The sequence below is a fragment of the Streptomyces sp. MMG1121 genome (assembly GCF_001280015.1).
Lineage (GTDB): Bacteria > Actinomycetota > Actinomycetes > Streptomycetales > Streptomycetaceae > Streptomyces.
The window spans coordinates 250,621-274,031 of the sequence record NZ_LGDV01000001.1; the positions used below are offsets into that span (position 1 = coordinate 250,621).

The window sequence follows — 23,411 nt, forward strand, 5'->3', positions numbered from 1 at the left end:
GGACAGCGCGCATGGTCCTACTCTCGAGCCGACGCGCCGTGCCCGCGATGTGCGCTGTGCCACCCGGTGGAACCATCGTCCTGGTCCGGGACGTTTCTGGGGGTACACACATACGGTGGTCGGTTCGCCGCGCGGTGGCCGTTCAGGTGTGGGTGACTGAATCAGCGGGCCCGTCCCGTCCGTACTGAGGGGTCCGAGAGAAAGGCGGCTCAGTGGACCTGCTCGACCTGGTACTTGTGCTGGTGATCCTCGTCTACGCGGTGTCCGGCTACCGGCGCGGCCTGGTGGCCGGCTGTGTCTCGCTCGCGGGCTTCGTCGGCGGTGCCGTCGTCGGTGTGTGGGTGCTGCCCTGGGTGACCGGCCTGGTGGCGCGCGGTTCGGCGGCGGCGACGGTGCTCGCCCTGGTGACGGTGCTGGTGCCCGCCGTGGTGGGCCACGAGCTGGCGGGCCGGCTGGCGCTGCGGCTGCGCGGGGAGCTGGACCGGGGCCCGCTGCGGGTGGCGGACGGCATCGGCGGCGCGGCGGCCAACTCGGTCGCGGTGCTGATCGTGGCCTGGGTGGCGGCGAGCGTGCTGGGCGCGGCCCCGTCGCAGACGCTGGCGACGGCGATCCGGAACTCGACGCTGCTGGGCGCGGTGCAGCAGACGATGCCGCAGACGACGCCCGCGTGGTTCTCGCGGGCCACCTCGGCGCTGACGGAGGCGGGTTTCCCGCAGGTCTTCAACCCGTTCGAGAGCGAGTCGACGGCCCGGGTGGCCCGGCCCTCGGGCGACAGCGTGACCCCGGCCGCGACGAGCGCGGCGAAGCTGAGCACGGTCAAGATCGAGGGCATCTCCGGCAACGAGGGCCGGGAGGGCAGCGGCTTCGTCTTCGCCACGGAGCACGTGATGACCAACGCGCACGTGGTGGCGGGCATCGACCACCCGAGCGTGCGGGTCGGCGGGGTCGGGCGGTCGTACGACGCCCGGGTGGTGCTCTTCGACCCCGACCGGGACGTGGCGGTGCTGTACGTGCCACAGCTGCGCGCCCCGGTGCTGCGCTTCGACACGAGCGCGGCGCGCGGGGACTCTGCGGTGGTCGCGGGCTATCCGCAGGACGGCAGCCTGGACCTGCAGGCGGCGACGGTGGCGAGCCGGGTGCGGGCGACCGGGCAGAACATCTACAGCGACGGCGCGGTCACCCGGGACATCTACTCGATCCGGTCCACGGTCCGCCCGGGCAACTCCGGCGGCCCGCTGCTGACCACCGACGGCAGGGTGTTCGGCGTGGTCTTCGCCCGCTCCACCTCGGACTCCGAGACGGGGTACGCGCTGACGGCGGCCGAGGTGGCGGGCGACGCGCAGCGCGCGGCCATGGCGACGGCACCGGTGGACACGGGCCAGCTGGTCAGCTCGTAGCCGTCACAGCTCGCGGCCCATGAGCACGTCGTCGACGTAGGCGCCGTCGAGGAGGAACTCCGCCGGCTGGACGCCCTCGACGGCGAACCCCTCGGACGCGTACAACGCGCGGGCGGGGGCGTTGTGCCCGAGCACGCGCAGGCTCAGCCGCCGCGCACCGCGCCCGCGCGCCTCGTCGACGGCGGCCCGGACCAGCGTGCGCCCGAGCCCGAGCCCGCGCGCCTCGTCGGCGACGGCCAGGCCCTGGATCTGCAGTACGTGCGCGTTCGAGGCGAGCGAGGTCGGACGGCCGATGCGGATGTAGCCGACGAGCCGTCCGCCGGCCTCGGCGACCAGGTAGTCCCCGGGGGGATGGCGTTCGTCGAAGAACGGCCCCTCGGGCGGGGGCGACACGGCGTGCAGGGTGGACCAGGTGGCCCGGTCGAGGAGGGCGAGTGCCTCCTCGTCGTCGGCGACGGCGATGCGTATGTACGGCTCCGGCATGACGCTCACCCTACGGCGGGCGGTCGGAGCACCTCACGCGGCATTCGCGCGGGCATGCTGGGGCCATGGAACAACGGATGCGCATCGCGGTGGCCGGGGCGTCGGGACTCATCGGCAGCGCCCTGGCGCGGTCCCTGGCAGCGGACGGGCACGAGGTCGTACGGCTGGTGCGGCGGGCTGCGGCGGGGCCGCGGGAGGTCCGCTGGGACCCCGGGGAACAGTATGTGGACGCGGCGGGGCTGACCGGTTGTACGGCGGTGGTCGCCCTGGCCGGCGCGGGGATCGGCGACCGGCGCTGGACGCCGGCGTACAAGAGGCTGATCCGGGACAGCCGGGTGCTGGGCACGGCCGCGCTGGCGGAGGCGGTGGCCGCGCTGCCGGAGCCGCCGCGGGTCTTCGTCAGCGGCAGCGCGATCGGCTTCTACGGCGACACCGGCGACCGGGCGGTGGACGAGGAGGCGCCGCCGGGCGACGGGTTCCTGCCCGCACTGTGCGTGGAGTGGGAGGAGGCGGCGGCGCCCGCGCAGGAGGCGGGCGTGCGGACGGTGTTCGCGCGAACGGGGTTGGTGGTGGCCCGGGGCGGTGGGGCCTGGGGGCGGCTGTTCCCGCTGTTCCGGGCGGGGCTCGGCGGGCGGCTGGGCGACGGGCGGCAGTACTGGTCGTACATCGCGCTGCACGACGAGGTCGCCGCGATCCGGCATCTCATCGACACCGAGGCCCTGTCCGGACCGGTCAATCTGACGGCGCCGCGGCCACTGACGAACCGTGAGATCACGGCGGCGATGGCGCGCGTACTGCGCCGTCCGGCTCTCTTCCCGGTACCGGCCCCGGTGCTGCGCGCGGCCCTGGGCGAGCTGGCCGGGGATGTGCTGGGCAGCCAACGGGTGGTGCCGAAGCGGCTGTTGGAGTCGGGGTTCCGGTTCGCGTTCCCGGACATCGAGGAGGCGATCCGGGCGGCCTGACGCATCCGGCCCCATGGCCCGACGCACACGAGGGATGTCACGAGAGATGTCCTGCGACCTCTTGTGACCGTATGCGACCTCCATGCGACCGTGCCCTGTTCATGCGCGACTGTTTGCGACCGATCGCGGCCCTAACCTCGACCCGAACTCGGGTATCCCCGGAGCCAGTTGGGGGCATGACGTCTCCACCGGCCGCGCAACCACAGGAGGGGCCTCGTGCTTGAGCCCGCGTACCAGGTGGACGTCGTCATCGTGGGAGCCGGAATCGCCGGACTCTCGGCGGCTCATCGGCTCACCAGCGCAGGAGTAACGACCGCAGTCCTGGAGGCCGCCCCGTACGTGGGCGGCCGTATGTCGACGGAGAAGGTCGACGGTTTCCGGCTCGACCGCATCGGACAGCTGCTGTCCACGTCCTACCCCGAACTCCGGCTGACCCCGGGCCTGGACTCCCTCGTCCTGCGCCGCTTCGCGCCCGGCGTCCTGCTGCACCGCGACGGACGGACACAGCGCGCGGGCGCGCCGGCGGCCGGCGGGAGCGCGAGGGGCGCACTCCATGCGGTGCGCGCCCTCGCGAGCGCCCCCAGGGGCCCGGCGGCCGTGCCCGGCCGGGTCGGCACGCCGGTGGGCGGTGCGGTGGACCAGGCCCGGCTGGGCGCCGCGCTCGGCCGGATCGCCGCCATGCCCGTCGAACGCGTCCTGGCCCGGCCCGAGATGCCCGCCGCCCAGGCCCTCGCCCAGCGCGGGGTGCCGGCGCGCACCGTCGAGGGCTTTCTGCGGCCGCTGCTCGCCACGCTGCTGTGCGACCCGGAGCTGACCACCTCCAGCCGGTGCGCCGACCTCGCGCTGCGCGCCTTCGCGAGCGGGCGGCTGTGTGTGCCGGAGGGCGGCGCGGACGTACTGCCGGAGCTGCTGGCGCGGGCGCTGCCGTCCGGCACCGTGCACACCGGGGTGCGTGTGACCTCGGTGTGCACCACCTCGGTGAGCACCGCCGAGCACGGCGAGTTCCGCTGCCGGGCGGTGCTGCTGGCGACGGACGCGCGGGCCGCGGCGGAGCTGCTGCCCGGGCTGCGGGTGCCGGACTTCCACCCGGTGACCGTGGTCCACCACACCACCGACGAGCCGGCGGCCGCCTTCGGCACGGGCACCTCGCTGCTGCTGGACGCCGACCGCGGCGGGCCGGTGGCGCACACGGCGGTGGTCAGCAACGTGGACCCGAGCCGGGCGCCGGTCGGCCGGGCGCTGATCTCCTCCACGGTGCTGGGCACACCGCCGCAGAGCGTGGACACGGCGGTCCGTATGCACCTCGCGCGGCTCTACGGCACCTCGACGCGCCGCTGGGAGACGCTGGCCGTGCACCACACCCCGGAGGCGGTCCCGAAGATGCGGCCCCCGCACGACCTGCGCCGCCCGGTACGGCTCCTGGCGGGCCTGTACGTCTGCGGCGACCACCGGGACACCAGCACGGTCCAGGGTTCGCTGCACTCGGCCCGCCGGGCGGCCGCGGCGATCCTGGCCGACCTCGGCGCGGCGGGATCCATCCACCGGGCAGACCCGGCGCCGATGCTGCCGAGGGCGGCGTAAGGCGCCCCGAAGGGGCCGGTTCGGTACCGTCGCGGCGGAGAAGGCGGCGGCGGAGGGTGAACTACCCCAGCGCTGCCACCTTCTCCCGGTACCCCCTCACCGGTGCCGCGTCCCGGTACGGCTCCAGTCGGCGCTCGAAGTCCTTCACGTACTCGATCGCGCGGGCGCTGCGCATCTCCGCCGCCTGGCCGGCGGCCTCCGCGGCGAGGGCGCAGGCCTGATCGAGCTCGCCGAGGCCGAGGCGGGCCGTGGCGAGGACGACCCGGCAGAAGAGGCGGCTGCGGGCGAAGGAGGGGGCGCGCAGCTGGAGGGAGCGTTCGGCGTGCTGGGCGGCGGCCCGGAACTGCTGCAGATCCCGGTGGCAGTGCCCGAACTCGTCGGCGAGCTGTGCCTCGTCGAAGAACTTGGCCCAGTACGGCACGTCGTCCCCGGGCCGGGCCGCCTCCAGGGCGCGCTCGGCCCGGACCAGCGCCGCGGTGCACGCCCGCACCTCGCCCAGCACGCCGTGCGCCCGGGCCTCGGAGGCGTGCAGCAGCGCCTGCACGACCGGCGGGGCACCGGTGCCGACCCCCTGCTGGGCCACTCGGGCCAGCTGCACGGCCTCCCTGCCGTGCCCGAGATAGACGGCCTGGCGGCTCATGGTGACCAGGACGTAGGAGCCGTAGGGCCGGTCCCCGGCCGCCTGGGCGAGCCGCAGGGCCTGCACGAAGTAGCGCTGGGCGAGTCCGTGCGCGGCGATGTCGTACGACGTCCAGCCGGCCAGCCGGGTCAGGTCGGCGGCGGCGCCGAACAGCCGGCGGCCGGTCTGCTCGTCGTAGGTGCCGCGGAGCATCGGCTCGCACTCGTGCTCCAGGTAGCGCACGAGCGCCTGGCGGGCGTGGCCGCCGCCGAACCGGTCGTCGAGGGTGCGGAACAGCTCGCCCACCGAGCGGAGCGCGGCGATGTCACCGCCGGTGACCTTGTGCCCGGGGGCGCGCTCGGCGTTCCCGCGCGTCCGGGGCGGCAGGGGCACCGCCGGCCGGCCCTCGGCCCTGGCCGCGACGGGCCGGACCTGCGCGGGCACCCGGGGTGCCGGCTCCCGGGCCACCTTGTCGTCGGGCTTGCCGATCAGCCAGTCCCGGCTGGGCACGACCAGCCCCGCCGGGGTGAAGGCGATCTTGCGCAGCTCGGCGTGGCTGCCGGAGTCCTTGCGCCACAGCCCGCTGACGATGTCGACGGCCTCCTCCGGGGTGGCCGCGAACTCCAGCCCGGCGTAGACCGGCGCGCAGGCGTCCAGGCCGAGATCCTGGGCCGTGAGCCGGCGCCCGAGACGGCGTGTGAACACCTCGGCGATCAGGGCGGGGGTCGTGCCCCTGGGCTGCTGCCCGCGCAGCCAGCGGGTGACGGAGGTCTTGTCGTATCTGAGGTCCAGTCCGTGCTCGAGGCCGAGCTGGTCGACGCGACGAGCCAGACCTGCGTTGGAGAACCCCGCTTCTGCGATGAGCGCGGCGAGCTGGCGGTTGGGGGTGCGCTGCGCGGGTCGGTCCGTCATCTGCGGTGCGGTCTCCTGCCTTCCGGGCCTCTGAAGTGCCCGGATTGCCTTTGAGCAGCCCTTATGGCCTCACGAACGGCGCGAATGTAGCGGAGAGTGAGCAGGCGATTGCACCTTTCGATGCGCATTCATCCGATCGTGTGAGGAACGCCCGCAGGGCTGACGTACACCGGTCGGACGTACAGTGGCGTGGGCGCGGTACGTGCCTGACACACCGATTGCTCGGTCGCTGAGGGAGGCGCTTGCCGTGAGTGGACTGCGGTTCGTCCGCATGGGGTTCGGTGCGGATGCCGTCGAGTACCAGGAGGCGTGGGACGAGCAGCGCCGGGTGCACGCGGCCCGGTTCGCCGACGAGGTCCCGGACTCCGTACTCCTCCTGGAGCACCCCCCGGTGTACACGGCCGGCCGCCGTACCGAGGACAGCGAGCGTCCGCTGGACGGCACCCCGGTCGTCGACGTGGACCGCGGCGGCAAGATCACCTGGCACGGCCCGGGCCAGCTGGTGGGCTACCCGATCCAGAAGCTGCCGCGCCCGGTGGACGTGGTCGCGCATCTGCGCCGCCTCGAGGAGGCGATGATCCGGGTGTGCGCCGAGTTCGGCGTCGAGACCTCGCGCGTCGAGGGCCGCGCCGGCGTCTGGGTCCTCGGCGACCCCGTCGAGCGGCGTCCGGCGTTCGGCGGACTCACGCTGGACTTCGACCCGCGCGCGAACGACCCCGAGTTCGACCCCCGGCTCAACGGCCCCGAGTACGCCCCCTCGAACGCGGGCCAGCGCCGCGAGGACCGCAAGATCTGCGCCATGGGCATCCGCGTCGCCAAGGGCGTCACGATGCACGGCTTCGCGCTGAACGTGAACCCGGACACATCGAGCTTCGACAAGATCATCCCGTGTGGCATCCGCGACGCGGGCGTCACCTCCCTCTCGTACGAACTCGGCCGCGAGGTCACCATCGACGAGGTGCTGCCCATCGCCGAGAAGCACCTGAAGGACGTCCTGGAGAACGCGGACCTCAAGCCCCGGGTGATCGAGAAGACCTCCGTCTGAATCGGGAATGCGCCCTGCATCCGCGAGGTTGGCCTCAGCGGCAGGGCGCAATCTGCACGGGCGTACCCTGATGTACGCCGAGGAATCAAAGCTTTAGGGAGCCGGTCGTGTCCGCAGTCGCACCCGACGGACGCAAGATGCTGCGCCTGGAGGTCCGCAACAGCCAGACCCCCATCGAGCGCAAGCCCGAGTGGATCAAGACCCGGGCGAAAATGGGTCCCGAGTACACGAAGATGCAGAACCTCGTGAAGAGCGAGGGCCTGCACACGGTCTGCCAGGAAGCCGGCTGCCCGAACATCTACGAGTGCTGGGAGGACCGCGAGGCGACCTTCCTCATCGGCGGTGACCAGTGCACCCGGCGCTGCGACTTCTGCCAGATCGACACCGGCAAGCCCGAGGCGCTGGACCGGGACGAGCCGCGCCGCGTCGGCGAGTCCGTGGTCACGATGGACCTGAACTACGCCACCATCACCGGCGTCGCCCGCGACGACCTGGAGGACGGCGGCGCCTGGCTGTACGCCGAGACCGTGCGCCAGATCCACCGGCAGACGGCGGAGCGCGAGGACGGCCGTACGAAGGTCGAGCTGCTGGCCCCCGACTTCAACGCGGTTCCCGAGCAGCTGGCCGAGGTCTTCGAGTCGCGCCCCGAGGTCTTCGCGCACAACGTCGAGACGGTTCCGCGGATCTTCAAGCGCATCCGCCCCGGCTTCCGCTACGAGCGCTCGCTGAAGGTCATCACCGAGGCCCGCGACTTCGGCCTGGTCACCAAGTCGAACCTGATCCTCGGCATGGGCGAGACCCGCGAGGAGGTCGGCGAGGCGCTCCGGCAGCTGCACGACGCGGGTTGCGAGCTGGTGACCATCACCCAGTACCTGCGCCCCTCCGTCCGGCACCACCCGGTCGAGCGCTGGGTCAAGCCGCAGGAGTTCGTGGAGCTGAAGGAGGAGGCCGAGCAGATCGGCTTCTCCGGTGTGATGTCCGGCCCGCTGGTGCGGTCCTCGTACCGGGCCGGGCGCCTGTACCGGATGGCGATCGAGAAGCGCGGTACGTACATCGCCACACAGGCGGTGTGACCACGCGCGTGTGAATTCACGCACAAGCAATTACCGGCCAGTAATGGCCGAGCCGACGCGGTCCTGACCGTCCTCGCTGATGAGGGCGTTCGTCAGGGCCGCGTCATCGTTCGGGCGCTCCGCATCAAGGTTTCATTGGCGTTTGACCGGTCGGTCACGCCCTGGTAACACCAAACAGTGACTCTGGTATCACGCCCCGTACACCACCCGCCGCCCCGAGGGGGGACCTCGAACATGCAGGCCGCGCCCGTACGCGCCACCGCCATCCCGTCCTTCACCGACGCCCTGCGCGCCGTCGAGTCCCTGCTCATGAGCGGCGGCCAGCGCACCGCCCGCCGCAACGCCTGGACCTCCGTGCTGGAGGACCGCCGCCGTGCCAAGGACCGGGTCGAGGCGCAGCGCGTCCTGGAGCAGGCCGCGGGCCGCTCCTGAGGCCCGCCGCCGCGGACACTGCCGTCGTCGGCACTCCCGCGGACACGTAGACTTCGTGCCATGGCGAGGAAGGAAACCGCGGCGGACGCCGCGAACGCAGGGCGACTGAAGCAGATCGCCCTCACGTACAAGATGACCCGCAAGGCCGACAAGAAGATCGGTCTTGTACTCGCGGCCGTCGGCATCGGCACTCTCGTTGTCTTCCTCGCGATCGGTTTCTTGATCGGTCATCCGGTCTATCTGGGCATCTTCGGCCTGCTGATCGGTGTGCTGGCAGCGGCGATCGTGTTCGGCCGCCGCGCCGAGCGCGCCGCCTTCGGCCAGATGGAGGGCCAGCCGGGTGCCGCGGCCGCCGTGCTGGACAACATCGGCCGGGGCTGGACGACCACTCCGGCGGTGGCGATGAACCGCAGCCAGGACGTGGTGCACCGCGCGGTCGGCAAGGCCGGCATCGTGCTGGTCGCCGAGGGCAACCCGAACCGGGTGAAGAGCCTGCTGGCCGCCGAGAAGAAGAAGATGAACCGCGTGGTGGCGGACGTCCCGGTGCACGACGTCATCGTGGGCACCGGTGAGGGACAGGTCGAGCTGAAGAAGCTGCGCACGACCATGCTCAAGTTCCCGCGCGTGCTGACCGGCCCCCAGGTGACGACCACCAACGACCGGCTGCGTGCCATGGGCGACCTCATGAGCAACATGCCGCTGCCGAAGGGGCCCATGCCCAAGGGCATGCGCATGCCGAAGGGCCGCTGAGGCTCGTGGTCCCCTGCGGGCGGCCCCGTCAGGGCAGCGCCCGGAACTCCCGCTCGCAGTAGACCATCGGCGACCCCTCGCCCAGCCGCACCCCCGTTACCCGGCCGATCAGGATCGTGTGATCCCCGGCCGGGTAACGCGCGTATGCGGCACAGTCCAGCTGCACCGGCGCCTGCCACACCGTCGGCAGCCCCGCCGAGTTCGGCTGCAGCAGGCCGTCGGAGAACTTGTCCGCGCCCTTGGTGGCGAACCGCAGCGCCAGATGCTGGTGCTCCGGGGCCAGCACGCTGACCGCGAAGTGGTCGCAGCGCGCGAAGACGACCGCCGAGTCGGCCGCGTCCGCCAGGCACACCAGGACCAGCGGCGGTTCCAGCGAGACCGAGCAGAAGGAACTGGCCGTGAAGCCGCGCGGGGTGCCGTCCTCGCACTGCGCGGTCACCACCACCACACCCGACGGATAGCGCGCCATGGCGTCGCGGAACTCCTCGGGGGTCACCCCCGCCGTCATCACATCCTGGCCATCGGTCATACGCGCACCACCTGTCCCGCGAAGTCCGGCCCGGCTGGGCCCGGCACGGCGACCGTGCGTGTGCGGCCCGTCACCGTACCGATCAGGACCGACTATGCCGCCGCCGCGGGCACCGGGCAACCAGAGAGGGCCCGGGCAGGCGCCGGGGCGGTCAGTGTGCCGGTACGGCGTTCTCGGCGCCGAGCGCCCGGGCGCCGTGGGCGCCGCGCCGCAGGTCTCGAGGGACGGGGCCACGTGCGACGCCACCGTGTCGATGTCCCGCCGCGACCACTGGACGGGGTCGGACGCGAAGTGCCCCGAGGTCCCCGTGGCACGGAAGAGACGTTTGCAGCAGCTCGACCGGGCGCGTGGCGCCTGCGGCAGGACTGGACGCGTGCCGACCGCGGCGGGCCCGGGCGAGGGGCGCGGGGTGCGGGCCGGGCCCGGGCGTGGGGCAGCGGCGGACTCAGGGACGCCCCGACGCCGGGTGGAGCCGGGCCCGGGTGGGTCAGACGGGGGTCGGGCGCGTCAGGTGTGTGGCTCGGATGCGTACTTCGCTTGCGTGTGGCCCAGATGCGTGCTTCGCGTGCGTGTGGCTCAGATGCGTACTTCGACGGTCTTCGCGAGCCGGTCGTGCAGGCCGCGGCCGTCGCGGTCCCAGACCAGCGCGGGGATGGCGAGGCACAGCAGGATCGTGCGCACCAGCGCGCGTACCGGGCTGACCACGCCGGTCTCCAGCGCCACGACCCGGATGCCGAACAGGCGCTTGCCCGGGGTGAAGCCGACCGTGCCGACGGTCAGGGCGCTCAGGACGAAGAAGACGCCGAGGGACCAGTTGCTGGTCGCCTGGCTGTAGCCGTGGGTGATCAGGCCGTATGCGATCAAGACGCACAGCGCCCAGTCCACGGCGAGCGCGCCGAGGCGCCGGCCGGGCCGTGCGATCGAGTTCGGCCCGTCCTCGGGCAGGCCGAGCTGTTCACCCCGGTAACCGAAGTCGGCACCGGCGTCTTCCATGGCCTCGCGGGGCCCGGAGAGCCATGATCCGATGACACGCCTGTTGTCCACCCGTAAACGGTACTGCGCCCGGTCCACGGCCCTACGCCGAGGGGTGTGTCGGGGCTACGGTGGACCCGTGGCCGGTTAACTTCTGCGAAACAAACGGGTCACGCCCGAGAAATCACCCGTCCCTAGGGTCGAGACCAGCGTGTGCCACCGCACTGGCCGCACGAACGATCTACCACCCCGGCGAGGACGGTCGGGAGTAGGAGGAGCTGGATGTTCCAGAACGCCGACGAGGCCAAGAAGTTCATCGCGGACGAGGACGTCAAGTTCGTCGACGTCCGGTTCTGCGACCTGCCGGGCGTCATGCAGCACTTCACGGTGCCCGTCGAGGCGTTCGACCCCGACGAGGAGCTGGCCTTCGACGGATCGTCGATCCGTGGTTTCCAGGCCATCCACGAGTCCGACATGGCGCTGCGCGCCGACCTGTCCACGGCTCGGGTCGACCCGTTCCGCCGCGACAAGACGCTGAACATCAACTTCTTCATCCACGACCCGATCACGGGCGAGCAGTACTCCCGTGACCCGCGCAACGTGGCCAAGAAGGCCGAGGCCTACCTCGCGTCGACCGGTATCGCGGACACCGCGTACTTCGGTCCCGAGGCCGAGTTCTACGTCTTCGACTCCGTCCGCTTCGCGACCACCGCGAACGAGTCCTTCTACCACATCGACTCCGAAGCGGGTGCCTGGAACACCGGCGCCCTCGAGGACAACCGCGGCTACAAGGTCCGCTACAAGGGCGGCTACTTCCCGGTCCCGCCGGTCGACCACTTCGCCGACCTGCGTGCCGAGATCTCCCTGGAGCTGGAGAAGAACGGCCTGAAGGTCGAGCGTCAGCACCACGAGGTGGGCACCGCCGGCCAGGCCGAGATCAACTACAAGTTCAACACGCTGCTCGCCGCCGCCGACGACCTCCAGCTCTTCAAGTACATCGTGAAGAACGTGGCCTGGCGCAACGGCAAGACCGCGACCTTCATGCCGAAGCCGATCTTCGGCGACAACGGCTCGGGCATGCACGTGCACCAGTCGCTGTGGAGCAACGGCGACCCGCTGTTCTACGACGAGGCCGGCTACGCGGGCCTGTCGGACATGGCCCGCTACTACATCGGCGGCATCCTCAAGCACGCCCCGTCGCTGCTGGCCTTCACCAACCCGACGGTGAACTCGTACCACCGTCTGGTGCCGGGCTTCGAGGCGCCGATCAACCTGGTGTACTCGCAGCGCAACCGCTCCGCGGCCATGCGCATCCCGATCACCGGCTCCAACCCGAAGGCCAAGCGCGTCGAGTTCCGCGCGCCCGACTCCTCCGGCAACCCGTACCTCGCCTTCTCGGCCCTGCTCCTCGCGGGTCTGGACGGCATCAAGAACAAGATCGAGCCGGCCGAGCCGATCGACAAGGACCTGTACGAGCTGGCTCCCGAGGAGCACGCGAACGTCGCCCAGGTCCCGACCTCGCTGCCGGCCGTCCTCGACTCGCTCGAGGCCGACCACGAGTTCCTCCTCCAGGGCGACGTGTTCACGCCGGACCTGATCGAGACCTGGATCGACTTCAAGCGCACCAACGAGATCGCGCCGCTGCAGCTGCGTCCGCACCCGCACGAGTTCGAGCTCTACTTCGACGTGTGACAGACCCGCCGGCCGCACGGCCCGCCTCTTGCGGCCCGGCGCGTGTTCCACGACATGGGGAAACCCCTCGGCTCTCTTCGTGAAAAGGAGAGGACCGGGGGGTTTCCCCATGTCCGGGGGCCGGCGGCGGACGGTCACGGTCAGCGGAGCTCCTGTCGGCCCGCTGCTAGCCCCGGTGCCGGAAGCGGCTGCGATATTCCGTCGGGGTGGTGTCCAGGCGGCGGCGGAAGGCGCGGATCAGGGTGTCGGTCGTGTGGAAGCCGCAGGACGACGCCACGCGGTCGAGGGTGTCGTCCGTGGACTCCAGGCGGTTGCGGGCCGCCTCGACGCGGGCGGACTCGATGTAGGCGGCCGGGGTCATGTCGAGTTCCGTCTTGAACAGCCGGGTCAGCTGGCGCTCGCTGACGTGGGCCTGGGCGGCGAGGTCGGCGACCGTGAGGCGGGTGGTGACGTGCTGGGCGACGTAGTGGCGCAGATCGTCCATGCGGCGGGTGGTCGAGACGGGCTCGATCGGGACGCTGAACTGGCTCTGGCCGCCCGGCCGCTTCAGGTACATCACCAGTTGCCGGGCCACGCGCAGCGCGACGGCCTCGCCGAAGTCCTCGGCGACCAGCGCGAGGGACAGATCGAGGCAGGCGGTGATGCCCGCGCCGGTCCACACCTTTCCGTCGCGCAGGAAGATCGGGTCGGCGTCGACCCGCACGGCCGGATGCTCGGCGGCCAGTTGCCGCGCGGTCGACCAGTGGGTCGTGGCGCGCTTGCCGTCGAGCAGCCCCGCGGCGGCGAGCAGGTGCGCGCCCACGCAGACGGAGGCGACGCGCCGGGAGCGGCCGGCGAGCGCGCGTACCCACCGGACCACGCCCTCGTCGGTGAGCGCCCGCACCCGGCGCTCGTCGTCGACCTCGACCGCGCCGGGCACCAGCAGGGTGTCGATGCCGCGCCGGGCGGCGTCCTCGAAGGTGACGTCGGGCAGCACACGCACCCCGGCGGAGGTGGTGACGGGGTCCAGGGTCTCGGCGGCCAGGACGACCCGGCAGCCGGCCGCGTCGTCCGTCTCCCGGCGCAGCAGCGCGAACACCTCGGGCGGGCCGGTGACGTCGAGCAGATCGACGCCGTCGAAGAGGAGGACGACGACGAGCCGTTCCCTGTGTTCCATGTCCCTCGCCACACCCCTCACCGCCCCCCTCGCCGATGTCCGGATCTGCAAGTTACACGACATTGCCGCCATGCCGGGTCGCTCATAGCGTTGTGGTCATGGCTACGACCACTCTGCGTGAACTCAACGGCTTCGATCAGACCCCGGCCTCGCTCGCCGGTGCGACGCTGATCCTCATCGACTACCAGAACACCTACACCCAGGGCGTCATGGAACTGGCGGGCTGGGAGGCCGCCCTCGATGCCGGGGCCGATCTGCTGGCGCGGGCCCGGAGCGCGGGCGCGAAGATCGTGCACGTCGTCAACGACGGCGGCGAAGGCACGCCGTACGACATCCGTGCCGAGATCGGCGCGATCCACCCGAAGGTCGCCCCGGTCGAGGGCGAGCCGGTGGTCGTCAAGCAGGTGCCGAACGCGTTCCTGGACACCGATCTGGCCGACCACGTGGATGCCGCCGGGCACAAGGACGTGATCATCGCGGGCTTCATGACCCACATGTGCGTCGTCTTCACCGCCCAGGGCGCCTTCCTGCGCGGCAACCGGCCCACGGTCGTCGCCGACGCCTGCGCGACCCGGCCGCTCGAGTCCGCCGTCGCCGGGGTCTCCGCCGAACACCTCCACCACGGCGCGCTCGCGACGATCACGGACCTGTACGGCGTCGTCGTGCCGTCCGCCGCGTCGCTCTCCTGACCGCCGCCCGGCCGGACACCCGCCGGTGCCCGGCCGGGCACCGGCGGGTGTCCGGGGGCGTGCAACCTTTTCCGCTTTCCGGACTTCCTATTGTCGGGGGATCATCCTCCCTGACCCTGCCGGACGAGAGAGGTTGAACGGGGATGACGGAACAGGACGACTGGGAGCGGGAGTTCGATCACCGGTGGGCGGAGTCCGCCGAACACAAGGAGCCCTCGGCCCGGGCCCGGATGCTCGCCGCCCGCTGGAAGGAGAGCCCGCCGGACCCGGCGCCCTTCCGCGGCGACCCGGACCCGGCGCCGCGCCGGGCGTCGTGGGCGTCGTGGGCCATGGTGATCGGATCCGTGGTCGCGGTGATGGCACTGATCGGGTTCATTCAGTTCCACTCCTCGTAGCCCGGCCGGTTCCACTCCGCGCGGCGGCTTCACTCTTCGTGCCAGGGGCAGCGCTCACAGGTAGCTTTTGCTGCCCCTAGGGTCGTTCGGGACCACTTCATGGGATTCGGCTGGTGCACACTGGACAGCGGGACGAGTGCCTGACTGCGGGGTGATGCAAGATGCAGAGCCGGTTCCGGAGCGATCGACGGCTGAGCGTGCGCATGGGACTCACGATGTTCCTGCTCGGGCTGTTGTACGTGGGATTCGTTGCGGCGTTGATCGTGCTGCTGAAGTCCTGGGTGCTCGTCGTCGTCGTGGTCGGCGCGATGTTCGTGGCCCAGTTCTGGTTCTCCGACAAGATCGCCATGTTCGCGATGCGCGGGCGGGTCGTGGAGCGCGAGGAGTATCCCGAGCTGCACGCGGTGGTGGACCGGCTGTGCGCGATCGCGGACATGCCCAAGCCGGTCGTGGCCGTGTCGGAGCTGGACATGCCGAACGCGTTCGCGACCGGGCGTAACCCCGACCACGCGGTGGTCTGTGTGACGACCGGGCTGCTGCGGCGGCTGGAGCCCGCCGAGCTGGAGGGCGTGCTGGCGCACGAGCTGTCGCACGTGGCGCACAAGGACGTCGCCGTGATCACGATCGCGTCCTTCCTCGGGGTGCTGGCGGGCCTGATCGTCCGCTTCGCCTTCTACTCGCAGGTCTTCGGGGGCCGCAGGGACCAGAACACGGCCGCCGTCATGGCCGCCGTACTGGCTGTCTCGGTGGCGGTGTACGCGATCAGCTTCCTGCTGATCCGGGCACTGTCCCGGTACCGGGAGCTGGCGGCGGACCGCGCGGCCGCGCATCTGACCGGCCGCCCGTCGGCCCTCGCCTCGGCGCTCACCAAGGTCTCCGGGGACATCGCCCGGATCCCGACCAAGGACCTGCGCACGGCCCAGGCCTTCAACGCCTTCTTCTTCACTCCGGCGGAGGGAAAGGAGCCGGGCCTGGAGCGGTTCTTCTCCACCCACCCGACCCTGGAGCAGCGGCTGGAGCAGCTGGGCCGGATCTCGGCGGAGCTGGGCGAGGCAGCCACACCGGGGAAGGCGGGCTGAGCATTGGGGCTGCTGGACATCCTGCTGGGCCGTACGAAACCGGTCGCGCCCGATCTCGACCAGCTCTTCGCGCTGCCTTCGGCGGCCGTGACCCTTCAGGCCGCGGCCGGTTTCACACCCACCGGGAGCGGGGCGGTGTGCTTCGCCACGGTGGAGGGCGCGGCGTTCGAGCAGACCCATCGGGAGGTGCAGGCGCTGCTGGACGCGGACACCGACCGGACGGGGCCGCCGGTGGAGCTGCGGCGGGACGACTACGGCTACTCGTGGCTGGTCTCCGAGCGGTCCCCCGACCAGCTGGTGCAGCTGGTCAACGATCTGCACGCGGTGAACAGCGCGATGGAGGTCAACGGCTTCGGCCCGCAGCTGCTGTGCTCGCTGGCCGCCTTCACGGACGACGCGGGCCGCAAGCTGGCCCTGGTCTACCTCTACAAACGAGGCACCTTCTACCCCTTCGCTCCCCTGCCCGGGGCCGCCGAGCGGCGGGACAGCGCGCTGGAGCTCCAGGTGAAGGCGACGCTCGCGAACGATCTGCGGATCGAGCAGGATCTGAGCCGCTGGTTCCCGGTGTGGGGCGCCCCCGGCCTGTGACCGGGGACGCCGTCGCTCACCTGCTCTTCTCGCGCTCCTGCCGACGGGTCTCGTAGGGACGCTCACGGCGGTAGCGCCGCTCCCACTTGGCCTGCCGGTCCCTGCGCTCGCGGTAGGCGCGGTAGTTCTCGGGTGGCGGCGAGGCCGGGGTGCCCGCGCCGGTGCTGGTCGGCGACGTGCCGGGGGAGCCACGCCCGTGCGTCGCGTACAGGTAGAGCAGTGCGACGGCGGCGAGCCACCAGAGATGGTTTCCGATTCCGAGGATCACCAGGACGACGGTCCCGGACGCGACGATGCCACGCATGACGGACCTCCGTGGGGTGAGGGTGGCGGGGGTGGAGTGTGTCGGCTTCGTGCCGTTTGTTCAGCGTAGGGAGCGTGCCACCACGCCCGCACCCCGTTTTCCGCCCGCCGCACGCCTGCCGTGAGCGAATGACTCGATGAACGGACTTACACCGACGGTTGCACGGTGGCCGGGTGGCGGCCGTCGGCCTGCGCGCGCCCGCCGTCTGCGCTCCCGAGGCCTGGGAAGTGCCGTTCGGGGACGGCGGGGGGCGGTTCAGCGGGATCATCCGCACGCCGGACAGCCGGCGGGATTCCGCCGCGCTGGAGGCGTTGCGGGCGTACGAGGGCCGCGCGGTGCCGGCCGTGCCGGGCACCGACGCGGCCATTCCGCCGGCCGTGACCGAGGCCGTGCAGGACGCGCTGTCGGCACGGGCCCGGTTCCCCCGCTTCGAAGTCCCGGGCGCGGAGCACCGGTTGGGCCTCCGGTTCCGGGACCACATCGAGGACCGGCAGGCGTTCGCGGCGCGTGTACTGGCCGATGTGGCCGGAGCCGGCGAAGGTCACCTCGGCGTGAGGGGCGCCGGGTGCCCCGCCGCAGCGCGGGGCACCCGGCGTCCGGCCGGTCTCAGCGGCTGTCACGCATGAACGCCCGGACCATGTGGCAGGTCATGTCGGACGGCGGCCGCATGCCGATGTCCCGAGCCGTGGCGCGGATCGTGTCGTCGTGGGCCTGGGCCGGCAGATAGAGGCCCGAGTCGAGGAGGGCTATGGCGAGGCGCATGGCCTTCAGCCGGCGGTTGTGACTGACGTACCACTCGCGCGGGCGCCCGGCCGGCAGCGGGCGCTTCGTCACGGGCTCGTAGGGCGAGTCGAAGAGAACGGGATGCTGGGCGGTGGACTGGGTCGGGAGCGGCTTCGGCTTCAGGGCGGCAGCGGGCACGGGCATCCTCCTGTCGCGGTCAGGGTGCCGGCCGGACAGCCCGGCGACACCCTCGAACACTGCTTCTATTCTACGACCCACCACTGACAAAAGCCCCTGGCCACCAGGGCTTTCGGGGCTGCCGTGACACGGGTGCAGTACGGGTTTCGCGTACCGTGTCCCGCATGGAAATCTGGATCAATCCGGCCTGCTCCAAGTGCCGCAGCGCCCTCAGCCTGCTCGACGCCGAAGGGGCCGAGTACACCGTCCGCCGCTATCTGGAGGACGTGCCGAGCGCGGAGGAGATCAGGGCCGTACTGGAGCGGCTGGAGCTCGAACCGTGGGACATCACCCGCACCCAGGAGGCCGACGCCAAGGAGCTGGGGCTCAAGGAGTGGGCGAAGGACGCGAGCACGCGCGAGCGGTGGATCACCGCGCTCGCCGAGCACCCCAGGCTCATCCAGCGCCCGATCATCACCGCCGACGACGGAACGGCCCTGGTGGCCCGCACCGAGGAGGCCGTACGGGAGGCCCTGTCCCACGGCAGGAGCTGAGCGTCACTTCCTGGATCGACTCAACTCCCCTGTGACATACGTTACTTCAGCATCTCCTGCGACCGCTGAGCAACCACGTTCGGTATCTCGTACATAGCGGCGTACGCTCCCCTACCTCTTCAGGAGGCGCGCATGTCGCGCAGGAGAACTCTCGGTACGAAGAAGAAGATCGCACTGCTCGTCAGCGCCGCGGCGGTGGCGGGCGGCGGGGCCTTCGCGCTGGCGAGCACGTCCAACGCCGCCCAGCCCGCACAGAACGCGAAGACCCTGTCCACCGGGGACTCGACCGTCTGCCAGGGGCTCGCCACCGCCCTCGGCAACAACGAACGGTTCATCGCCGGGCAGCAGGCCGCTCCGGATTCCCAGTCGGCGGCCCGGATCGCCAACCGGCAGGCGGTCATCGCACAGATCAAGGTCCAGCAGAAGGCGGCCGGTTGCACGGTTGGGGAGTCGGCTCAGGGCTCCCAGGCGGCGCAGGGCGGCAGCAACGGCGGACCGCAGGACAGCACCGGGCAACAGGGCAGTACTGGGCAACAGGGCAGCACCGGACAGCAGAGCGCGCAGCCCTCGCAGAGTGCCGCCGCGGGCTCCGGCCAGCAGGTGTGCAACGGGTCCACCGTCACCCTCTCCGGCGAGGCAGGCGCCCCGGCCGCGTCCAGCAACCAGTTCCCCGCGGGTACGACCCTGAAGGTCACCAACCTGGACAACAACAAGTCCACGACGGTGAAGGTCACCTCGGTCTCGGGCAGCTGTGTCCTGCTCAACAACGCGGCCTTCGAACAGGTCCGGGAACCCGGCAAGTTCCTCATCCGCCACGCGGTGATCGAGAAGGTGGGGTGAGGCTCAGGCACCGGACAGGAATCCGGTGAGGCGGCCGGCCAGGGCGGGGGGTGCGGCCTGCGGCAGCGCGTGGTGCGACACGTCCGGCAGGACCTCCGCCTCCACGCGTGGCAGCACCGCCGCCGCCCGCGCCGCCACCTGACCCGGGTGATGGGTCCTGCTGTTCGCCGCCACGAGCAGCAGGACCCGTACGTCCAGCTCCCGCAGCGCGTCCGGCGCCGGGCGCGGGCCGGTCACCGGCCTGAGCGCCGGGAAGCCCGCGGCCGCCTCCTGGAGGGCGAGCCAGTCCGGATCCGGGACCGCTCCCCCGGTCTGCCACCGCAGGCGGCGCCCGGTTCGCGCACCACAACGACATGCACCCCACGGACGTGCGCGCCCTGATCGCGCTCATGGACGCCCGGCGGGCCGGTGCGGAGATGACCGCGGGGCGGCTCGGGGCCGTGCTCGGGCTCAGCTCGGCCGGCCCGACAGCGCTCGTCGACCGGCTCGAACGGGCGGGGCACGTGCGGCGGGTGCGTGCGGAGCGGGACCGGCGCCGGGTCGTGATCGAGGTCGAGGAACGGGCGGTCGAACCGGGCCGGGCCTTCTTCGGGCCGCTCATCGAGCGCCCGGTGGAGCTGCTGTGCGCATACGACGAGCGGGAACTGGCCGCGATCCGGGGCTTCCTGCACGGCGCCCACGAGGCCGCCGCGGCCGGCGGGGGCACCACCACGTGAGACGCGCCACAGAAACATCAGGTAACACGGGGTTCACATAAGAGCAACGGACGGGAAATCGCCTGTTGTCAGGCTGCCGGGGAGATCGACGCGGCGCACCGAGGCCGCGGCACCCGCACCGACTGCGCCCGAACCACCCCCGAAGGAAGTGCCCCGTGACGTTCAAGGCCGAGTACATCTGGATCGACGGCACCGCTCCGACGGCGAAGCTCCGTTCCAAGACGAAGATCATCACGGGTGCTCCGGCCGGTCTCGACGCGCTGCCGATCTGGGGCTTCGACGGCTCCTCCACCAACCAGGCCGAGGGCCACGCCTCGGACCGCGTGCTCAGGCCGGTCTTCACCTGCCCGGACCCGATCCGCGGCGGCGACGACATCCTGGTGCTGTGCGAGGTCCTCGACATCGACATGACCCCGCACCGGTCCAACACCCGCGCCGCGCTGGCCGAGGTCGCCGAGCGGTTCGCCGCACAGGAGTCGATCTTCGGCATCGAGCAGGAGTACACCTTCTTCGACGGCTCCCGTCCGCTCGGCTTCCCCGAGAACGGCTTCCCGGCCCCGCAGGGCGGCTACTACTGCGGTGTCGGCGCCGACGAGATCTTCGGCCGCGACGTCGTCGAGGCCCACCTGGACAACTGCCTGAAGGCCGGCCTCGCCATCTCCGGCATCAACGCCGAGGTCATGCCCGGACAGTGGGAGTTCCAGGTCGGCCCGGTCTCCCCGCTGGAGGTCTCGGACCACCTGTGGATCGCCCGCTGGCTGCTCTACCGCACCGCCGAGGACTTCGGTGTCTCCGCGACCCTCGACCCGAAGCCGGTCAAGGGCGACTGGAACGGCGCGGGCGCGCACACCAACTTCTCCACCAAGGCCATGCGCGAGGGCTACGACGCGATCATCACCGCGTGCGAGTCGCTCGGCGAGGGCTCCAAGCCGCTGGACCACGTCAAGAACTACGGCGCCGGCATCGACGAGCGCCTCACCGGTCTGCACGAGACCGCCCCGTGGGACAAGTACACCTACGGCGTCTCCGACCGCGGCGCCTCGGTCCGCATCCCGTGGCAGGTCGAGAAGGACGGCAAGGGCTACATCGAGGACCGCCGCCCGAACGCCAACGTCGACCCGTACGTGGTGACCCGCCTGCTGGTGGACACCTGCTGCTCCGCCCTGGAGAAGGCCGGCCAGGTCTGATCCGTCCCGCTCGCCCGAGGGGCGCCCGCCGTCATGGCGGGCGCCCCTCGGGCATGTCGTGCGCTGTCGTGGAGATCGACCGGGGCGGGCTCTCACCGGCGTACGGGCCGGCCGACGTCGCCCCCGGCCCGCCGCGGGCGACGGAGTCCGAGGACGCGGACGTACGCGGACAGGCCCTGGACGAGCTGAGCTCCGCGCTGTGCCACCAGGCGGACGTCTACCCCGCGTCGGCCCCCGCCGTACCCCACCTGGCCCGGCTCGCCCTCGACGGGCCCGGCCACCGGCGGGAGTCGCCCCGGCTGCTCGGCGGCATCGCGGACGCCGCGGGACAGCCCGCCGAACGCGCCGCCGCGCAGCGGGCGGTGGCCGAGGCGCTGCCGCCTACGCGAGCTGCCGGCCGCGGCGACAGTGCTCCACTGAACACTCCTCGTCCGGATGGCGAGACGACATTCCGGACAGCACGGCAGGCCAGAAGCCGCTGATCAGGGGCGAATCCACGGGAGCGGGAGGCACGAGCCGTCAACTTCCCGCCAAGGAAGCGTCCAAGCAGTGAGAGGAGGGTCCTGTCCGGCGGCGGTGTCTGCTTCAATGGGCGCATGGCCAGCTTCCAGAAGTACACCGCGACGGGTCGCCATGACCTCGAGCCCTTCTGGCCTTCTCGTCAGCATCACGACTTCGACCGGGTGTGTTGTCGCGCGACCGACGCGCGGGCCTTCTAGAGCCGTAATCCCCGGCCTCCGGCCAGCGCGAAACGCCGTACGTCCCTCCGGCGTGCCCGACCACGAATCGCGGCCGTCGTCCTGCCCGACGAACTTTCTCGCGCGAAAGAGCTGACCTCTCATGGCGACCACCCGTTCCCTCTCCTCCGCCTCCACGCTCACCGCACCCGCCCGGCACCGGCTGCGCGCCGTAGACCGGGACGAGGCGATCGACGTCGCGGACTTCCTGCCGCCCGGCGCCACCTGGCTGCCCGCGCCGCAGCACACCCTGCCCACCCTGCCCGGCCGGCCGCCGATGGTCGGCTATCTGGTGCTGGTCCCGGCCGACCAGCGGCCCCCGTTCCTGGCGGCCGTGGCGCCGGACGAGCCGAAGTCCCCCGACGGCACCGGTGCCGAGCCGCTGATGCGGATCGACCCCGTGCAGCGCACCGCCAGCGTCGACGGCCGTGAACTCGACCTGACCTACCTGGAGTTCGAGCTGCTCGCGCACCTGGTGGCGCATCCGCACCGGGTACACACCCGCGACCAGCTGGTCACCACGGTGTGGGGCTACGGCCATGTCGGCGACGGCCGTACCGTCGACGTGCACATCGCCCGGCTGCGCCGCAAGCTGGGCGACCGGTACCGGCAGACGATCCAGACGGTGCGCCGGGTCGGCTACAAGTACACCCCGCCGACCACCCACTGACCCTCCCCCGCTCTGCTCTGGGCAGAGTCCGCTACCGGCGCCCGCCCCCAGCGGGCACGATCACCGGCATGAGACTTCTTGTGCTGGGCGGTACGGAGTTCGTGGGGCGGTCCGTCGTGGAGTCGGCGCTGGCGCGCGGATGGGAGGTGACCGTCTTCAACCGGGGACGGCACCAACCACCCGCCGGGGTGCGGTCGCTGCACGGCGACCGCACCGCTCCCGACGGCCTCACCGCCCTCGCCTCGGACCCGGGCACCTGGGACGCCGTGATCGACACCTGGTCGGCCGGGCCACGCGCGGTCCAGGACACGGCACGGCTGCTGCGGGGGCGGGCCGGCCGGTACGCGTACGTCTCCAGCCGGTCCGTGTACGTCTGGCCCTGGCCCAGCGCCGGCGGGCCCGCCGAGGCCGGGGCCGTCGTCGAGGGCGCCGCCGACGCGGAGCCGACGGACTACGCGGCGGACAAGCGGGGCGGCGAACTGGCCGCCGTCGAGTCCTTCGGCGCGGACGGCTCGCTGCTGGTGCGGGCCGGGCTGATCCTCGGCCCGTACGAGAACGTCGGCCGGCTGCCCTGGTGGCTGACCCGGATCGCCCGCGGCGGCCCGGTCCTGGCTCCGGGACCCAGCGATCTGCCGCTTCAGTACATCGACGCGCGCGACCTCGCCGACTGGCTGCTCGGCGCGCTCGAACAGCGGCTGAGCGGGCCGTACGACCTGGTCGGCCCGTCCGGGCACGCCACCATGGGCGAGCTGCTCCGGGAGTGCGTCCGGGTCACCGGCGCGGACGCGGAGCTGCGCTGGACCGATCCGGAGGTGATCCTCGGCGCCGGGATCGCGCCGTGGACCGAACTGCCGGTGTGGACGCCGCCGGACACGGACCTGCACGCCGCGGCGCACCGCGGTGACGTGTCCCGGGCGCTGGCCACCGGCCTGCGCTGCCGGCCGGTCCGGGAGACCGTCGCCGACACCTGGCGCTGGCTCACCGGCATCGGCGGCGAGGCACCGCGGCGCCCGGACCGGCCCCCCGTCGGGCTCGCCCCCGAGGCCGAGGCGAAGGTGCTGGCCGGGGCCGACGGTGTACCTGGCACCACCTCAGGACAGGGGCCTTCGGACGACTGACGCGCCGGGGGCCGTCGGCGAGACTTGCGGC

General features: G+C 72.0%; 26 protein-coding genes and 3 pseudogenes. 20 read left to right on the top strand and 9 right to left on the bottom strand.

What is annotated here, in order from left to right:
* The first annotated feature begins 212 nt into the window (after positions 1-212).
* Positions 213-1,397, top strand: coding sequence for a MarP family serine protease (locus tag ADK64_RS01125; RefSeq protein ID WP_053653959.1), 1,185 nt, complete (start codon positions 213-215; stop codon positions 1,395-1,397).
* Between the two features lie 3 nt (positions 1,398-1,400).
* Here ADK64_RS01125 and ADK64_RS01130 read toward each other — a convergent pair whose 3' ends face one another.
* Positions 1,401-1,880 carry a GNAT family N-acetyltransferase gene (locus tag ADK64_RS01130; protein ID WP_053653961.1) on the bottom strand — a complete coding sequence of 160 codons (480 nt, stop codon included), beginning with the start codon at positions 1,878-1,880 and terminating at the stop codon, positions 1,401-1,403.
* Between the two features lie 65 nt (positions 1,881-1,945).
* Between ADK64_RS01130 and ADK64_RS01135 the strand changes: the two genes are divergently transcribed.
* The gene (locus ADK64_RS01135; protein ID WP_053653963.1) at positions 1,946-2,842 is read left to right on the top strand and encodes a TIGR01777 family oxidoreductase; all 897 of its coding nucleotides are present in this window, start codon (positions 1,946-1,948) and stop codon (positions 2,840-2,842) included.
* Positions 2,843-3,058: 216 nt separating this feature from the next.
* Positions 3,059-4,423, top strand: a complete 1,365-nt coding sequence (locus tag ADK64_RS01140; protein ID WP_053653965.1) for an NAD(P)/FAD-dependent oxidoreductase — start codon at positions 3,059-3,061, stop codon at positions 4,421-4,423.
* Positions 4,424-4,484: 61 nt separating this feature from the next.
* On the opposite strand, the gene ADK64_RS01145 is transcribed toward ADK64_RS01140, so the two are convergent.
* Entirely contained in the window at positions 4,485-5,954 is a 1,470-nt protein-coding gene (locus ADK64_RS01145; protein ID WP_053653967.1) for a hypothetical protein, read from the bottom strand.
* 247 nt (positions 5,955-6,201) lie between these two features.
* Between ADK64_RS01145 and lipB the strand changes: the two genes are divergently transcribed.
* The 4 genes from lipB to ADK64_RS01165 all read left to right on the top strand — a co-directional run bounded on the left by lipB (position 6,202) and on the right by ADK64_RS01165 (position 9,254).
* The gene (gene lipB, locus ADK64_RS01150; protein ID WP_053653969.1) at positions 6,202-6,999 is read left to right on the top strand and encodes a lipoyl(octanoyl) transferase LipB; all 798 of its coding nucleotides are present in this window, start codon (positions 6,202-6,204) and stop codon (positions 6,997-6,999) included.
* A 107-nt stretch (positions 7,000-7,106) separates the two neighbouring features.
* On the top strand, positions 7,107-8,072 hold the full coding sequence (lipA, locus tag ADK64_RS01155) for a lipoyl synthase (RefSeq protein WP_053653971.1): 966 nt from the start codon (positions 7,107-7,109) through the stop codon (positions 8,070-8,072).
* Between the two features lie 234 nt (positions 8,073-8,306).
* Positions 8,307-8,504, top strand: coding sequence for a hypothetical protein (locus tag ADK64_RS01160; protein WP_053653973.1), 198 nt, complete (start codon positions 8,307-8,309; stop codon positions 8,502-8,504).
* 60 nt (positions 8,505-8,564) lie between these two features.
* Positions 8,565-9,254, top strand: coding sequence for a DUF4191 domain-containing protein (locus ADK64_RS01165; protein ID WP_053653974.1), 690 nt, complete (start codon positions 8,565-8,567; stop codon positions 9,252-9,254).
* Positions 9,255-9,282: 28 nt separating this feature from the next.
* Here the strand turns inward: ADK64_RS01165 and ADK64_RS01170 are convergent, their stop codons facing one another.
* The 3 genes and pseudogenes from ADK64_RS01170 to ADK64_RS01175 all read right to left on the bottom strand — a co-directional run bounded on the left by ADK64_RS01170 (position 9,283) and on the right by ADK64_RS01175 (position 10,827).
* The gene (locus ADK64_RS01170) at positions 9,283-9,783 is read right to left on the bottom strand and encodes a flavin reductase family protein (RefSeq protein ID WP_078992427.1); all 501 of its coding nucleotides are present in this window, start codon (positions 9,781-9,783) and stop codon (positions 9,283-9,285) included.
* 240 nt (positions 9,784-10,023) lie between these two features.
* A pseudogene (locus tag ADK64_RS48860) lies at positions 10,024-10,146 on the bottom strand (hypothetical protein); the annotation flags it as partial.
* A 213-nt stretch (positions 10,147-10,359) separates the two neighbouring features.
* Positions 10,360-10,827, bottom strand: a complete 468-nt coding sequence (locus ADK64_RS01175) for an RDD family protein (RefSeq protein ID WP_053653977.1) — start codon at positions 10,825-10,827, stop codon at positions 10,360-10,362.
* Positions 10,828-11,037: 210 nt separating this feature from the next.
* Between ADK64_RS01175 and glnA the strand changes: the two genes are divergently transcribed.
* Complete coding sequence (glnA, locus tag ADK64_RS01180; protein WP_053653979.1) at positions 11,038-12,447, top strand: type I glutamate--ammonia ligase; 1,410 nt, start codon at positions 11,038-11,040, stop codon at positions 12,445-12,447.
* Between the two features lie 166 nt (positions 12,448-12,613).
* Here the strand turns inward: glnA and ADK64_RS01185 are convergent, their stop codons facing one another.
* A complete protein-coding gene (locus ADK64_RS01185) occupies positions 12,614-13,603 on the bottom strand; it encodes a GlxA family transcriptional regulator (RefSeq protein ID WP_053653981.1) in 990 nt (329 codons plus the stop codon).
* 98 nt (positions 13,604-13,701) lie between these two features.
* Here ADK64_RS01185 and ADK64_RS01190 point away from each other — a divergent pair, with 98 nt between their 5' ends.
* The 4 genes from ADK64_RS01190 (at position 13,702) to pspAB (ending at position 16,354) form a co-directional block, all read left to right on the top strand.
* The gene (locus ADK64_RS01190) at positions 13,702-14,292 is read left to right on the top strand and encodes a cysteine hydrolase family protein (protein ID WP_053654383.1); all 591 of its coding nucleotides are present in this window, start codon (positions 13,702-13,704) and stop codon (positions 14,290-14,292) included.
* Positions 14,293-14,435: 143 nt separating this feature from the next.
* Positions 14,436-14,687 (top strand): hypothetical protein, encoded by a 252-nt coding sequence (locus ADK64_RS01195; protein WP_053653983.1) that lies wholly within the window; start codon positions 14,436-14,438, stop codon positions 14,685-14,687.
* A 161-nt stretch (positions 14,688-14,848) separates the two neighbouring features.
* Positions 14,849-15,766 (top strand): zinc metalloprotease HtpX, encoded by a 918-nt coding sequence (gene htpX / locus ADK64_RS01200; RefSeq protein WP_078992428.1) that lies wholly within the window; start codon positions 14,849-14,851, stop codon positions 15,764-15,766.
* 3 nt (positions 15,767-15,769) lie between these two features.
* Positions 15,770-16,354, top strand: a complete 585-nt coding sequence (pspAB, locus tag ADK64_RS01205) for a PspA-associated protein PspAB (RefSeq protein ID WP_053653987.1) — start codon at positions 15,770-15,772, stop codon at positions 16,352-16,354.
* 16 nt (positions 16,355-16,370) lie between these two features.
* Here the strand turns inward: pspAB and ADK64_RS01210 are convergent, their stop codons facing one another.
* Positions 16,371-16,658 carry a hypothetical protein gene (locus ADK64_RS01210; protein ID WP_053653989.1) on the bottom strand — a complete coding sequence of 96 codons (288 nt, stop codon included), beginning with the start codon at positions 16,656-16,658 and terminating at the stop codon, positions 16,371-16,373.
* Positions 16,659-16,831: 173 nt separating this feature from the next.
* Here ADK64_RS01210 and ADK64_RS01215 point away from each other — a divergent pair, with 173 nt between their 5' ends.
* On the top strand, positions 16,832-17,284 hold the full coding sequence (locus tag ADK64_RS01215) for a hypothetical protein (protein WP_199829445.1): 453 nt from the start codon (positions 16,832-16,834) through the stop codon (positions 17,282-17,284).
* Here the strand turns inward: ADK64_RS01215 and ADK64_RS01220 are convergent.
* A complete protein-coding gene (locus tag ADK64_RS01220) occupies positions 17,265-17,579 on the bottom strand; it encodes a hypothetical protein (protein ID WP_053654385.1) in 315 nt (104 codons plus the stop codon). The genes ADK64_RS01215 and ADK64_RS01220 overlap by 20 nt on opposite strands.
* Before the next feature lie 164 nt (positions 17,580-17,743).
* Here ADK64_RS01220 and ADK64_RS01225 point away from each other — a divergent pair, with 164 nt between their 5' ends.
* Both ADK64_RS01225 and ADK64_RS01230 read left to right on the top strand, forming a co-directional pair.
* Complete coding sequence (locus ADK64_RS01225; RefSeq protein ID WP_053653991.1) at positions 17,744-18,112, top strand: arsenate reductase family protein; 369 nt, start codon at positions 17,744-17,746, stop codon at positions 18,110-18,112.
* Between the two features lie 132 nt (positions 18,113-18,244).
* A complete protein-coding gene (locus ADK64_RS01230; protein WP_053653993.1) occupies positions 18,245-18,952 on the top strand; it encodes a hypothetical protein in 708 nt (235 codons plus the stop codon).
* A 3-nt stretch (positions 18,953-18,955) separates the two neighbouring features.
* On the opposite strand, the pseudogene ADK64_RS01235 reads toward ADK64_RS01230, so the two are convergent.
* Positions 18,956-19,276 (bottom strand): annotated as a pseudogene (locus ADK64_RS01235) (alpha/beta fold hydrolase); the annotation flags it as partial.
* A 5-nt stretch (positions 19,277-19,281) separates the two neighbouring features.
* Here ADK64_RS01235 and ADK64_RS01240 point away from each other — a divergent pair.
* The 5 genes and pseudogenes from ADK64_RS01240 to ADK64_RS01260 form a co-directional block, all read left to right on the top strand.
* A pseudogene (locus ADK64_RS01240) lies at positions 19,282-19,668 on the top strand (MarR family transcriptional regulator); the annotation flags it as partial.
* 155 nt (positions 19,669-19,823) lie between these two features.
* Positions 19,824-20,855, top strand: coding sequence for a glutamine synthetase (glnII, locus tag ADK64_RS01245; RefSeq protein WP_053653995.1), 1,032 nt, complete (start codon positions 19,824-19,826; stop codon positions 20,853-20,855).
* A gap of 68 nt (positions 20,856-20,923) precedes the next feature.
* Positions 20,924-21,337 (top strand): hypothetical protein, encoded by a 414-nt coding sequence (locus tag ADK64_RS01250; RefSeq protein WP_053653997.1) that lies wholly within the window; start codon positions 20,924-20,926, stop codon positions 21,335-21,337.
* A 358-nt stretch (positions 21,338-21,695) separates the two neighbouring features.
* Positions 21,696-22,262, top strand: a complete 567-nt coding sequence (locus tag ADK64_RS01255) for a winged helix-turn-helix domain-containing protein (RefSeq protein ID WP_053653999.1) — start codon at positions 21,696-21,698, stop codon at positions 22,260-22,262.
* A 68-nt stretch (positions 22,263-22,330) separates the two neighbouring features.
* Positions 22,331-23,380: an NAD-dependent epimerase/dehydratase family protein gene (locus tag ADK64_RS01260; RefSeq protein WP_199829446.1), complete on the top strand. Its 1,050-nt coding sequence runs from the start codon at positions 22,331-22,333 to the stop codon at positions 23,378-23,380.
* Positions 23,381-23,411: the final 31 nt, after the last annotated feature.

Bases quoted from the DNA above. Each gene is read 5' to 3' on its own strand.
- ADK64_RS01130 (WP_053653961.1), bottom strand. From the start codon at position 1,880: ATGCCGGAGCCGTACATACGCATCGCCGTCGCCGACGACGAGGAGGCA.
- ADK64_RS01135 (WP_053653963.1), top strand. From the start codon at position 1,946: ATGGAACAACGGATGCGCATCGCGGTGGCCGGGGCGTCGGGACTCATC.
- ADK64_RS01145 (WP_053653967.1), bottom strand. From the start codon at position 5,954: ATGACGGACCGACCCGCGCAGCGCACCCCCAACCGCCAGCTCGCCGCG.
- ADK64_RS01160 (WP_053653973.1), top strand. From the start codon at position 8,307: ATGCAGGCCGCGCCCGTACGCGCCACCGCCATCCCGTCCTTCACCGAC.
- ADK64_RS01165 (WP_053653974.1), top strand. From the start codon at position 8,565: ATGGCGAGGAAGGAAACCGCGGCGGACGCCGCGAACGCAGGGCGACTG.
- ADK64_RS01170 (WP_078992427.1), bottom strand. From the start codon at position 9,783: ATGACCGATGGCCAGGATGTGATGACGGCGGGGGTGACCCCCGAGGAG.
- glnA (WP_053653979.1), top strand. From the start codon at position 11,038: ATGTTCCAGAACGCCGACGAGGCCAAGAAGTTCATCGCGGACGAGGAC.
- ADK64_RS01185 (WP_053653981.1), bottom strand. From the start codon at position 13,603: ATGGAACACAGGGAACGGCTCGTCGTCGTCCTCCTCTTCGACGGCGTC.
- ADK64_RS01190 (WP_053654383.1), top strand. From the start codon at position 13,702: ATGGCTACGACCACTCTGCGTGAACTCAACGGCTTCGATCAGACCCCG.
- ADK64_RS01195 (WP_053653983.1), top strand. From the start codon at position 14,436: ATGACGGAACAGGACGACTGGGAGCGGGAGTTCGATCACCGGTGGGCG.
- htpX (WP_078992428.1), top strand. From the start codon at position 14,849: ATGCAGAGCCGGTTCCGGAGCGATCGACGGCTGAGCGTGCGCATGGGA.
- ADK64_RS01210 (WP_053653989.1), bottom strand. From the start codon at position 16,658: ATGCGTGGCATCGTCGCGTCCGGGACCGTCGTCCTGGTGATCCTCGGA.
- ADK64_RS01225 (WP_053653991.1), top strand. From the start codon at position 17,744: ATGGAAATCTGGATCAATCCGGCCTGCTCCAAGTGCCGCAGCGCCCTC.
- ADK64_RS01230 (WP_053653993.1), top strand. From the start codon at position 18,245: ATGTCGCGCAGGAGAACTCTCGGTACGAAGAAGAAGATCGCACTGCTC.
- ADK64_RS01255 (WP_053653999.1), top strand. From the start codon at position 21,696: ATGGCGACCACCCGTTCCCTCTCCTCCGCCTCCACGCTCACCGCACCC.
- ADK64_RS01260 (WP_199829446.1), top strand. From the start codon at position 22,331: ATGAGACTTCTTGTGCTGGGCGGTACGGAGTTCGTGGGGCGGTCCGTC.